This is a genomic window from Allobosea sp. 05T438 (genome assembly GCF_056396025.1).
This window is the reverse complement of record NZ_JBFTKQ010000024.1, coordinates 39,821-51,324: the sequence shown is the minus strand read 5'-3', so window position 1 is coordinate 51,324 and position 11,504 is coordinate 39,821. Positions and strand designations below refer to the sequence as shown.

General features: G+C 61.2%; 10 protein-coding genes. 7 read left to right on the top strand and 3 right to left on the bottom strand.

The genetic code is table 11. The annotated features are described in order from the left end of the window. Positions 1–13: 13 nt before the first annotated feature. The gene (locus AC1DIN_RS26690; RefSeq protein ID WP_476811932.1) at positions 14–1,666 is read right to left on the bottom strand and encodes a M20/M25/M40 family metallo-hydrolase; all 1,653 of its coding nucleotides are present in this window, start codon (positions 1,664–1,666) and stop codon (positions 14–16) included. A 130-nt stretch (positions 1,667–1,796) separates the two neighbouring features. Here AC1DIN_RS26690 and AC1DIN_RS26685 point away from each other — a divergent pair, with 130 nt between their 5' ends. Next, on the top strand, positions 1,797–2,213 hold the full coding sequence (locus AC1DIN_RS26685) for an Lrp/AsnC family transcriptional regulator (RefSeq protein ID WP_441473335.1): 417 nt from the start codon (positions 1,797–1,799) through the stop codon (positions 2,211–2,213). 156 nt (positions 2,214–2,369) lie between these two features. On the opposite strand, the gene AC1DIN_RS26680 is transcribed toward AC1DIN_RS26685, so the two are convergent. Together AC1DIN_RS26680 and AC1DIN_RS26675 are read right to left on the bottom strand one after the other, a co-directional pair. Further along, positions 2,370–4,475, bottom strand: a complete 2,106-nt coding sequence (locus AC1DIN_RS26680) for a DNA cytosine methyltransferase (protein WP_476811931.1) — start codon at positions 4,473–4,475, stop codon at positions 2,370–2,372. 349 nt (positions 4,476–4,824) lie between these two features. After that, on the bottom strand, positions 4,825–5,805 hold the full coding sequence (locus AC1DIN_RS26675; protein ID WP_476811935.1) for a 3'-5' exonuclease: 981 nt from the start codon (positions 5,803–5,805) through the stop codon (positions 4,825–4,827). Positions 5,806–6,477: 672 nt separating this feature from the next. Between AC1DIN_RS26675 and AC1DIN_RS26670 the strand changes: the two genes are divergently transcribed. The 6 genes from AC1DIN_RS26670 to AC1DIN_RS26645 all read left to right on the top strand — a co-directional run bounded on the left by AC1DIN_RS26670 (position 6,478) and on the right by AC1DIN_RS26645 (position 11,459). Next, positions 6,478–7,002: a hypothetical protein gene (locus AC1DIN_RS26670; RefSeq protein WP_476811930.1), complete on the top strand. Its 525-nt coding sequence runs from the start codon at positions 6,478–6,480 to the stop codon at positions 7,000–7,002. Positions 7,003–7,084: 82 nt separating this feature from the next. Next, positions 7,085–7,867: an alpha/beta fold hydrolase gene (locus AC1DIN_RS26665; protein ID WP_476811929.1), complete on the top strand. Its 783-nt coding sequence runs from the start codon at positions 7,085–7,087 to the stop codon at positions 7,865–7,867. Between the two features lie 271 nt (positions 7,868–8,138). After that, entirely contained in the window at positions 8,139–9,056 is a 918-nt protein-coding gene (locus AC1DIN_RS26660) for an MBL fold metallo-hydrolase (RefSeq protein WP_476811928.1), read from the top strand. 142 nt (positions 9,057–9,198) lie between these two features. Next, positions 9,199–9,951 carry an SDR family oxidoreductase gene (locus tag AC1DIN_RS26655; RefSeq protein WP_476811927.1) on the top strand — a complete coding sequence of 251 codons (753 nt, stop codon included), beginning with the start codon at positions 9,199–9,201 and terminating at the stop codon, positions 9,949–9,951. A gap of 63 nt (positions 9,952–10,014) precedes the next feature. Next, entirely contained in the window at positions 10,015–10,440 is a 426-nt protein-coding gene (locus AC1DIN_RS26650; RefSeq protein WP_476811934.1) for a cupin domain-containing protein, read from the top strand. 71 nt (positions 10,441–10,511) lie between these two features. Further along, the gene (locus AC1DIN_RS26645; RefSeq protein ID WP_476811926.1) at positions 10,512–11,459 is read left to right on the top strand and encodes a mechanosensitive ion channel family protein; all 948 of its coding nucleotides are present in this window, start codon (positions 10,512–10,514) and stop codon (positions 11,457–11,459) included. Positions 11,460–11,504 lie beyond the last annotated feature (45 nt).

Sequence of the window (11,504 nt, the reverse complement as noted above, 5' to 3'; positions counted from 1 at the left end):
GGTTTCAGCAGACCTATCCGAGGAAACGCTTCACGATCTCCCGCAGCAACCGGGGCAATTCATCGAAAGCGTAAGGAGTGTGCACTCGCTCGAGCCTTTGATGAAATTCCCGTCCCCACGGGCCAATGTTCACAACCGGGAAGGACAGGACATCTTCTGGGACCGCATCGACAAGCTCGCTGGCCGGGGTATTGGCGGCGATGGTGTCGCTATCCGCGTCGGATGGGCGATGTCCGAAGAAGCTCATATCCGAAATGCCGGTGAAGTACTCACGATACTTGAGCGCTCCTCCACCGGCGCTCTCATGGGCGAGCCGCGCGCTTTCAATCGCGTCGGCAAAGCCGGAGGGGCTTGCCGTCCTGGAGAGGTGGGTCGCGGGGTAAACCAGACTGCTGAAACCATAGACGATGGCAGGACCGGTCACGCTCGCTTCCGTAACCATGGCGCTGACGATCGAGCGCGTCTGAGCGAGGGGATCGTCGGACGCTCGCCACTCGTGCTCGACGTCGCTCATCCGGGCCACTGCATCGGTTCCGCCGACCTGCTCGACCCGCTTCATCAGTTCTCCGAACGAGATAAGCGAAGCGGCTGCCACCGGGGCCACCTGGGGTATTCCCAGCATCGTGGCATAGCTGTGCGCACGCTGATTGAACTGCTCGATAGCCGCAACCGCGGCCGTTCGGACGGCTTGTTCGAAAAGGCGCAGAAGCTCAGGGGCCGTCCAGTTGTGCGAGAGCCAGTTGAAGGCGATCCAGACCCGCTCAGGCGTTGTGACCTCATAGCCTCCTCGTAGGTCCTTCGCCTCCAGGCAGATCGGCGGCGGCGAGACTTCACCCCCTGCCCTGTCGGACAGCGCAGGGTTAGCCTCCACGGCCTTCGTGATCTCTGACGCGATCAGTTGGGCACTGACACCCTCGAACGGATAGCTCGCATGGGAGGAATGGCCGACGACGAACGCGAAGGGCAAGGCCTTGCCGATCGTGCCGCGATAGATAGCGCGGCCCTCTGTTCCATTTCCCTGATCGCTCGTCGCGTCCAGGTTGATGCCTGCCTCGATGTCGAGTCCGAATTCGGCTGCGATGGTCGGAAGCGCATCGCGTAGGCTGCGCATTCCCCGCGAGCCGCGCTCCTCGTCGGGGGTCGCGATCAGGATGAGATTGCCGAGCCGTTCCGGATCGGCGGCGAAAGCTTCGAGAACGGCGATCCCAGCAGCTATACCGCTCTTCATGTCGAGCAGCCCGCGACCGGGCAGGAACTCGCCGCCCCTGAAGTCCTCCAGAGCGCGACGCTCCCCCGCGTTTAGCGGCCGGCTCTCCAGATCGGCGATCAACGCCGCCAGCAGTTCGTCGGGCTTGAACGCCAGCGGAGACAGCTCCCGGTAGTTTTCGACTGACACGACGTCGTAATGCCCCGCCAGGGCCAGTGCACGGGACCCTTTTCCCCGCACAATGGCCACCACGCTTCGCGTCATCGGATCGCCATGGCTGTTGACCAACCGCACTTGGCCCGGATGATCGCGGAAATATGGAATGTCGCGGAGCAATTCAGCCATTCGCTCCCCGAATTCGGCCTCGCCCAGGGAGCCGGTTTCGCTACCCCAGCCGACAAGACGGCAGGACAGCTCTCGAACTCGAGGGCCGGGATTCCAAGTCGGTCGGGAATTCATCAGACGCTCCGCGATTGCAGCCGGGCGGCAACATATCCGAGCACATGAAGAGCAGAAACGTTGCCCAAGCTCACAATCGATGATGGATTGTCCATACTGTCAGACAGACTGACGGAATCGGCAGAGCATTATGGATGATCTCGACCATCGCCTAATCGCAGAGCTACGTGTCAACGCGCGAGCAACGGTCCCAACGTTGGCGAAGCTCCTGGGCGTTGCGCGGGGCACCGTCCAAACCCGTATGGATCGACTGATCGCGAACGGAGTGATCGCCGGCTTCACCGTTCGATTGAAAGACCATGACGCGACCGACCGAATCCGCGGAATCATGATGATTGAACTCGAGGGGCGGAACGTGAAGGGCGTCGTGGCGAGCTTGAGAAAGAACCCGGGCTTCGCCGCGCTTCACACCACCAACGGACTTTGGGATCTGATCGCGGAAATCGACGTCCCCAGCATGGCCGAGTTCAATCGGCTCCTCACCGGCATCCGGATCATGGAAGGTATATCGAAATCCGAAACACACCTCTTGCTCGGCCCAGCGTGATCGGTTGGCAGCCCGGATTGTCATCACATATGGCTGGCTTGATCGTAGCAAACTGAGACAACAATGAACGCGGCTAGAACCTGGGCCAATCTTGGATCAGCACAGCGCGAAAGCCTGCCGCCCTCGGCGAGCGACGCAATGGGCTAAATTCGGACGCTATTCAGCCGCCTCGCGCAAATGCCGATTGAATTCGGCCAGATCGAGCCGTTTGAAAAGCGGCGCTTCGATTGCCGTTCTCACATCGATTTCTTCGCCTGAGAGTGCACGCTGGATTGCGAGTCCCAGGACGCGGGAAAGTCTCGGGGGAAAGGCGTTGGCCATCTGCCTGAATTGCGCCTGACGCGATCCGGAGAAGCCCCAATCGTCTGGGAAGTCCTGGAGCCGCGCCAGCATCGGAAGGGTCAGACAGGGGATTCCATCGAAGTCCGGGTCGGGCGCTTCCTTGGCAGGCTTTCGGGGGTCTACGCCGATATTGAACCAGGCCTGCCGCGAATTTGGTTGGGCCAAATCGATGCCCATCTTCTTCGCGCTTCCCCCGATCAGCGTGGGCGCGAGGCCGTCGGCTCCGGCGACCCATTGATCCAATCGAACCCAGCCGCGGGCTCCCATCAAATCCTTCAACCGGCTGCCGACCGACGTCGGCGCCATTTCCGGAGCGAGTGGCCAACGGAAGCGGTGCATCAGGCCGCGACGGAGCGCGACAAGGATCGCGCGGCGACGATTCTGAGCCAGTCCGAAGTCGGGACCCTCGATGATCCTCCACTCCGCGTCGTAACCCATACGCTCGAGCTCAGAGTATACTTGAAGTCGGCGCACTCCGTGGGTGACCTGGGAGATGCCAACCACATTCTCAATCAGGATCGCCTTCGGCTGGACTTGCTCGATGATCTGAAGAGCTCGATCGAAAAGATCCCGTTCGTCCCCTGCGCCGCGCCGCTCTCCTGCCTGCGAATAAGGTTGGCAAGGCAGGCCGCCGGCAACAAGATCCACGCCCCGGTAGCGACTGACATCGATCGTATTGATATCCGCCTCGAACACCGGCCATTTGGGACGATTGGCACGTAGGGTTGCGACAGCTTCGGGAGCTTTCTCAAAGATTCCGGCGTGCCAGAATCCAGCGGCGTGCAGACCGATCGCCTGACCTCCAGCGCCAGCACACAGCTCGAGCACCGAGTACTGATAGGGCTTCGCAGGCCGGGACCTGGAACTCTGCGGATGGCGATCGAGTGCGACGACGCCCTGGCCGAGCCGACGTCGATGACGGCTCAACTCCGGCAACTCTTGTCCGAGTGCCCACATCAAGGGCTCGTGCCGGCTCTCGTCAATCCAAAGCGGATCCACGTCCGGCCAAGACCATCCTTCGATAGAACACAGCCTGCGATCTGCGAGTAGATTCAGCGTACGAAGTACGCGGCTCCACGAATGCTGGGGCCATTCGTCGCCTGAAGTCAGGAAATCGACCGGTACGAGCCTCTGGAGCTGGGCTGCAAGCCGACGAGCATTTTCGGCAAGCGCATCGACCCTGGAAACCGTTTCGGGCGAACGATCCTCAGGGCCTGTCTCGTTGTAAAGATCGGTAAAATCGTTAGCCAATCCGCCCAGGCCTTCGAGGAAGCGGTCCACGAACTCCCGTGCCTTCAACCTGACGGCACTCTTCAAGTCTGTGACGGCGCTACGATCCGGCTTGCCAGAGACCGCTGCTTCGGCTGCGAGCACGTCGCGCCGAAGCAATCGCAGATCCGCAAGCGACAACGACCTCCCCGAACGCAACATCGTAAGCGCCTCGTCCCGAACCGTTGGCGGTTGCTTTGCCAGGCGGCAGAGGACACTGACGTCGATCGCACTCTGCTGGAGATCGGCTCGTTCCGGATCGGTGAAGTCGGCCAGCAGCAGGTAAGCACTTGCCTCCGTCCGAGACACGCGGCACTCGGCCCTGATGAACGCGACTAGATGGGCTTTCGACAAGTGCTGGGCGAAGACTTTGCATTGATCAGCAAGGGCGAACGCATCAGCAATGGCGCGGCGACGACCGGCGAGCGCGCGATCACGGACTTTCTTGAGGCTCTCCAGAAGCTCGCGATCGCCACCAACGACCTGGTTCTGCCCGGGGCCCTCCCCCTTCTCACAAATTGGGCGCCCTGGCCTGCTTTCGCTTGAGTCTCCAATTTGATTTGTCCCACGCTCCGACCCGTTCTCCTCAAGTGCTGAGGATCCGGATTCAGCGGCAAAATCACCGCTGGGGAGGTAGGCTTCTTCGCTCATCAACTCTGGAACTCCGGGACTTTCCGGGCTCAATGCCACTTGGGCCGTGCATTTCATCTGAGCGCGATTGTTAAAATCCGCGCGATCTCCAAGAATCAGGCAGTCCTTGGAGCGATGCCGACCAGTTTGCCGGTCCCCCGAGCAAATTTTTATCGTAGCGAGGACATCCAAACTGCCATTCGACTGGCTGCTCCAGGGCCTGACTTCCTCCCCGGCCCCTAAGCGCGCTCCTGCCGTTAGCGTTCCGCAACGGCCCGCGCGATCGCACAACTTCAGGGAGTATGGCGATGCCCTACCCGACCACGATGCACATCGTGGCGAGGGCATAGCTCCCGCCGAGCGAGCCAGTTCACGCGCGAAATCGATCAAGAGCCGTCAATCGCACGGTCAGCGGCTCAGCATCCTCCCAACAATAGATGTCAGTCCTCAGATAGCGAAGCTCTTCGTCATAGAGCTCCTCGTCGACTTCGATCCACCAGGCTCGCGGCCTTCCGTCGCTCCCGTCGGACCATCTGTAGCCACGTCCCTTGAGGTGATCCTTCATGTCGAAGGGTGCGTTCTCCGCGAAGATGCGGATCCGGCTCTGCGTGCTCGATCGCAATAGCTCTGTGAATGGACGCGTCCCATTTGGCCCCGCTGGCCGCGCCAGCACCTCCAGGAGAGCGTGGCAGTCATCGGTCGCGCGATGTCCTTCATGAAATAAGCCCGACTGACCGACGAGGTATCCGAGCTTGTTGCCTTCGAATCCCAGGTCGGCCCACCGGATCTCGGTGACCGAACATGCCCAGGCCTTCGAAGCAAGGGCTGGCGAAAGCCCTTCGCAGAATGGGCGATCGAATCCGGCGTTGTGCGCAATGACGAGGTCGGCCGGTTCAACGAGAGCATCGAGCGCGGCGATATCGATGTAGCGGCCAGACACCATCTCGTCCGTGATGCCGGTCAGCCTGGTAATCTCTGCTGGGATCGGCGCCGATGGCTGACGCAAGCCACTGTAGACTCCGATGACGTCCCCAATCATGCCCTCATCGTTGTAGGTGAAGCTCACTGCGCCGATTTCGATGATCTCGTCCCGGGAATGAAGCAGCCCGGTGGTTTCTGTATCCACCAGCACCGCGACGTTCGGGAACGCGCTTTGCTCCCGGGCAACGATCGGACGGGGTACCAGCTTCCGCAGAACCTTGAAGCGTCCAGTCTCCTCTAGTCTTTGGGCAAGCTCCTCATCATCGCTGGATGGCAACAGGACTTCGGACCGGCGTTTCCTGGGAGATGGTCGGGGCGTCTGCCGGTAACCCGGCGCATCGTCGAAAAGGTCGATCTGGGTGGATGCCATCTTCATCCGGCGACCTTATCCGCTTTTTCGTCACCGAGTGCCAGGAGTGTGTCCCGAGATACGCAGCCGGTGCCCCCGCTCGCTCGCGACGAACTTGGCATCGCGTGTCCGTCGCATCCTGTCACTTTCACTGGTTGAAAAGGCCGGAGCTGGCCAAAGCTGTCGCAGTGTCCGGACTGAACGCTGCGGGAATGTCATAGACGAGCACGAGTCGTAGCAGCGCTTTGACGTCCACATCGTGCGGCTGCGCGGCAAGCGGTCCGGAAAGAACAACAGCACGTCCAATTCGCCCTGTGCGATCATCGCGCCGATCTGCTGGTCACCGCCGAGAGGCCCGCGCTAGCCAGACGGATACTGAGGTCGGGCATCGCGTCCCGTAGCAGGCCGCCGGCCGTTGCGGTGACGACTACAGGATGTCGGTCGATGGATCTGGCGTGATGCTCGGCCCAGGATCCACCCAGTATGCGGATCAAGCTCTGCGTACGCTGTTGCTCCTTCTTGTCTATGCCAAGGTACAGGTCCGTCTGGCGATCTATCGAGAGCAGACATTGAAGGGGCCAGTAGAGATCCAAGCGTTCAACGCGAACAATTCCTCTCGCTTCTGCGCTGCCACGCCGCTCCGAGTTTGTCGGCGGTCCACGGTGGTGAGCGCACTTCGGCGAGAGGTGATTGATGAAAGCGCTCTTGACGCGCGAGGCGATGCTTCCTCGAGGACGCGCCGCTGCCGCGACGGTCGTCATCACGGTGGCGTTCAACGGCACCTTCTTGACCGCGAACGGCCTTTTCATGCTGATCGCGCCACTGGCTTGGTACGAACTTGTCCCGGGCGTGACTGATACCGGCTTCTTCAACCAGCACTTCATTCGCGACATCGGGATGATCCAGATGTTCCTCGGCGTGGCGTTCGGCCTCGGGCTTTTCACACCGCGGCGCCGCGTTGGACTATGGGCAGCCGCGACGTCCTGGCTTTGCGCGCACGCGCTCTTCCATTTTTGGGAGGTTGCCGTCGGAATCTGTTCGCCTGCTGTCATTCCGCGGGACTTTCCGGCGGTGACGCTGCCAGCGCTTCTCGGACTGGCGCTTACGCTCTGGGCGCTCCGGAATTCCTTGCCAGCAAGTCGAAGCCTCTCCCTGGCCGCCGCGTCAGAGCCGCCCAACTGCGCCTCTTCCTGTCTTCGACGCCGACGTCTGGATTGACTGGCGAATTCTTTGGCCAAGCACCCCGGGCCCGAGCTTGCGCTGGCTGCTTTGACCCCACCGACCAACCCGGAGAACGCATATGAAACCGAGTGTTTTCGCTTTGGCGGCAGCGACCGCGCTGCTCACCATGGCTATGCGACCAGCGCAAGCAGCGCCTCGTACCAAACCGACCGTCATTCTGGTGCACGGTGCCTTCGCCGAATCGGCGAGCTGGAATGCTGTGATCGCCCGGCTCAACAAGGCTGGCTACGAAACGATCGCGGCCGCCAATCCCCTACGGAGCGTGAAGGGGGACGCGGCCGAAGTCGCGACGCTCATTCGATCCATCCCCGGCCCGGTCGTTCTTGTCGGCCATTCTTATGGCGGGCCCGTGATCACGGAAGCTGCGAATGGGCAGATGAATGTGAAAGCTCTCGTCTATGTGGCCGCGTTCGCGCCCGAGACGGGTGAATCCAGCGTGTCGCTTTCAGGCAAGTTTCCGGGAAGCACGTTGGGAAGTGCGATCCAGGCGGTCGCGACGCCGAATAGCGGGCGAGATCTCTATATCACGCCGGAGAAATTCCGGATGCAGTTCGCGGCCGACGTTCCGAAGGCACAGGCTGCGTTGATGGCTGCCACGCAACGCCCTGTTGCCGAAGCGGCCCTGGCCGAGCCGTCGGGGGTGCCTTCGTGGAAGTCGCTGCCCTCATACATGATCTACGGAACCGGTGACCGGAACATTCCGCCGGCTGCGATGGATTTCATGGCGCAGCGCGCGCGAATGGTGAAGACCGTCGCCATCAACGGCGCGTCGCATGCCTTGATGATTTCGCACCCCGCAGAAGTCGTATCCATGATCGAGATGGCTGCGTCGTCACGATAGTCGGGCGACATAACGGCCATCAAACTGCGCGCAATCGACTGAATTAAGCGCGAATCGCCTATAAAATTGAAGGCTGCATATATATTCATCGTATAAAATCGATGAGCAGCCGCAATATGGCACAATAATCGGGAATTAATCCGATCATATAACAAAACAAACCTATTACTCAGAATAGGATTATCTATTCTCAGGCCCGATATAATACATAATAACTTAAATATAGCGTCTTCCAAGCCGAGATTTGAACGGCATCAATCAGGAGAGAACCATGAGCTTAGACGTCGTTTCACGCCCCGGACGACCGGGGCCCGAAGAGCTGGTCCCGTCGCGCTACGCGGTGCGGGTCGGCGAGATCGATGTTCTGGTGGTCAGCGACGGGGTCCTGCCGCTCCCCACCAAGATGCTAGGGCATAACGTCGCCGAGACCGAGCGGGCTAGTTGGCTGAACGACATGTTCCTGCCCACCGACGCTTTCGACTGGGCGCTGAACGTGGTCCTGGTGCGCAGCGGCGAGCAGGTCATACTGATCGACGCTGGGCTCGGTCTTGATCCGGAACTGAACCTGCCGCGGGCCGGACAACTGGTTAAGCGGTTGGAGGCCGCCGGCATCGATCTCGGCTCCGTCACCGACGTGGTGCTGACCCACATGCATATGGACCATGTCGGCGGTCTACTCGTCGAGGGGGTGAAGGAGCGACTGCGCCCGGACCTGCGGATCCATGTGGCGACCGCCGAGGTGAAGTTTTGGGAGGCGCCTGACTTCACGCACGTCAACATGCCGGCGGGTTTCCCGGACGCCCTTCGTGCGGCCGCCAAGCGGTTCGCGCAAGAATATCGCAGTCACCTGCGGCTGTTCGACGACGAACACGAGGTCGCGCCGGGTGTCATCGTCCGCCGCACGGGCGGCCACACGCCCGGACACAGCGTGGTACGTCTGTCCTCCGGCGGCGACCGCCTGACGTTCGCCGGTGACGCCGTATTCGCTGTCGGGTTCGAACACCCTGATTGGTATAACGGCTTCGAGCATGACCCCGAGGAAGCGGCTCGCGTTCGCCACCGTCTGCTGACGGAGCTGGCGGGCACCGGCGAACAGCTCGTGGCCACCCACCTCCCATTCCCGTCGGTCGGTCGGGTTGCGGTCGAGGGCAGCGCCTTCCGCTGGGTCCCGGTTTTCTGGGACTTTTGAATACCAGTCTGGCTCTCGGCCGAGCTTGGCTGCGCAGGTTTCAAAGCCATGCCGGCTCGGCCGACAACCGACCTCGACGAGGTCGCCCCCATCACAACGATCGAACGACGCACCGCATGGGCGGCTGCGCAGGAGGTCTCTCATGAAAATCGTCATTATCGGCGGCACCGGATTGATCGGATCGAAGACCGCGGAGCGCCTACGCAAGCAGGGGCATGAGGTCGTTCCCGCCGCCCCGAATACCGGCGTCAATACGATCACCGGCGAAGGCCTGGCCGAGGTACTCGCGAATGCCGAGGTGGTGATCGACCTCGCAAACTCGCCCTCATTCGAGGACAAGGCCGTGCTCGAATTCTTCCAGACGTCCGGCAAGAACCTGACAGCGGCGGAGAAGGTGGCCGGCGTCAAGCATCACGTCGCGCTCTCCATCGTCGGCACGGACCGTCTGCCTGACAGCGGCTATCTTCGCGCCAAGGTCGCTCAGGAAGAGATCATCCGGAAATCCGGCATCCCCTATACGGTCTTACGATCCACGCAGTTCATGGAATTCCTCGGCGGCATTGCCCAGGCCGGCACGTCCGGCGACACCGCCCGACTGTCGACGGGCAATCTTCAGCCGATCGCGTCCGACGATGTCGCCGATTTCGTTGCTGAGGCGGCGCTGGCCGCGCCGGCCAACGGCATCATCGAAATCTCGGGCCCAGAGCGCGCACGCCTTTGCGATTTCGTCGCTCGCTACCTTAAGGCGATCGGGGATACCCGCACCGTCATCGCCGATCCGGATGCCCGGTATTTCGGGACCAAGCTGGAGGCTGGCTCTCTCGTCTCCGACAACAATCCCCGCATCGGCCGGATCGACTTCGATCGCTGGTTCGCGACAGCTCCCCGGAAATAATGGCGCGTGGATGAGCCGATTTCGAAGCGGCTCGTCCACCTTCGTCGTGAAAGGACGATAGACATGATCAAGTCATTGGCGAGCGTCTTTGCGCTGACATCTCTTCTGTCGATTTCGGCATTCGCACATGACACGCCCGGAGGTGGCGAAGGTGCCAAGGTTACGCTGGTCTACGAGCACGAGCTGCCTAACGTACCAGGCAAGAGCATGAGGGGCGTTCTCGTCGAATACGCTCCGGGCGGATTCTCGCATGGTCATACACATCCTGCTTCCGCTTTCATTTATGCAACCGTGCTCGAAGGGGCGATCCGCAGCCAGGTTAATGATGGCCCCGCCGCGGTCTTTAAGGCCGGCGAAAGCTTCTCGGAATTTCCAGGTGACCGTCACGGAGTCAGCGAGAACGCGAGCAAGACCCACCCGGCAAAACTGCTTGCCGTGTTCGTCGTCGATACCGCCCAGCAAGAACTGACCTTCCCGCTCAAGAAGTAGACAATGAGGCCGGATGGCGATCCGGCGCGCTGTCTCCCTCACCATGAGCTACCGCCACCGGAACCTTTCCCATGCTCGGCGATGACCACTTCCTGCCGTTGGTGCTGATCAACGTCCTCGGAACCGCAGGAATCGTCGTGTGGCACGTTCAGGGCTGCGACCGTCCGACGGGGCGCCTGATCGTCCAAATCCTGTTCTTCATCGGCATGAGCATTGTGCTCTATGCGGGAGGTATCGCTCCGCACCAAGCCGATGACGGCTATGCGGAAGGGCTGACCGCCGTGCTTTCCAAATCCGCGAGAATTCTGTGGTGGACCCATCTCGCCTGGACGGTCATTGGCTTCATCCACATCTACGTCAGGGTGAATCGTAAGCCGCAGGAAGCGCATCTGATCCTGGATATGGCCGTCGCCGGGATCTATCTCGGTGTAGCGCTGTCGGTCATGGGGTTCGTTTTCGGCCTGCCGATCGCCACCCTGGTCACGACCTCGGGCGTCGTCGCCTTGATCCTGGGCCTCGCATTGCAGAACACGCTCAGCGATGTCTTTTCAGGCATCGCTCTGACACTCGGCAAGGCCTATGCGATCGGCGACTGGGTCCAGTTGAGTGACGGCACTGCGGGCCGCGTCATGGAAACCAACTGGCGCTCGACCAACCTGCTGACCGGACTAAACAACATCGTCGTGCTGCCGAACAGCATGCTGGCAAAGCAAAGTCTGACCAGCTTGAGCCGCCCCGACGAGTCGCACCTCATAACATTAGGCGTGCGCTTCGCCGCGGGGCAAAGGCCGCGCATCGTCGAAGACGCGATGCGGACAGTGCTGGAAACTAGTACCCGCATCGTCAAGGATCCCCCGCCAGCCGTTGCCCTGAAGGCCATCGATGCGGCGGCCATCGAGGTGGAATTGCAGTTCCGTGTCGCGAGCCTCGCAACGGGGACATCCGCCAAGAATGAGATCATCGACCTCATCCATGACCAATGCGGCGCGAGCGGTCTTTCGCTGGCCGAGCCTGCCTAGGAGTCTCCATTCTGGTGCCAAGGTGGATTGCGGCGCTTGTCCGCA

Coding starts and splice junctions, on each gene's coding strand:
- AC1DIN_RS26680 (WP_476811931.1), bottom strand. CDS start 4,475: ATGAGCGAAGAAGCCTACCTCCCCAGCGGTGATTTTGCCGCTGAATCC.
- AC1DIN_RS26655 (WP_476811927.1), top strand. CDS start 9,199: ATGAAAATCGTCATTATCGGCGGCACCGGATTGATCGGATCGAAGACC.
- AC1DIN_RS26665 (WP_476811929.1), top strand. CDS start 7,085: ATGAAACCGAGTGTTTTCGCTTTGGCGGCAGCGACCGCGCTGCTCACC.
- AC1DIN_RS26650 (WP_476811934.1), top strand. CDS start 10,015: ATGATCAAGTCATTGGCGAGCGTCTTTGCGCTGACATCTCTTCTGTCG.
- AC1DIN_RS26645 (WP_476811926.1), top strand. CDS start 10,512: ATGCTCGGCGATGACCACTTCCTGCCGTTGGTGCTGATCAACGTCCTC.
- AC1DIN_RS26675 (WP_476811935.1), bottom strand. CDS start 5,805: ATGGCATCCACCCAGATCGACCTTTTCGACGATGCGCCGGGTTACCGG.
- AC1DIN_RS26685 (WP_441473335.1), top strand. CDS start 1,797: ATGGATGATCTCGACCATCGCCTAATCGCAGAGCTACGTGTCAACGCG.
- AC1DIN_RS26660 (WP_476811928.1), top strand. CDS start 8,139: ATGAGCTTAGACGTCGTTTCACGCCCCGGACGACCGGGGCCCGAAGAG.
- AC1DIN_RS26670 (WP_476811930.1), top strand. CDS start 6,478: ATGAAAGCGCTCTTGACGCGCGAGGCGATGCTTCCTCGAGGACGCGCC.
- AC1DIN_RS26690 (WP_476811932.1), bottom strand. CDS start 1,666: ATGAATTCCCGACCGACTTGGAATCCCGGCCCTCGAGTTCGAGAGCTG.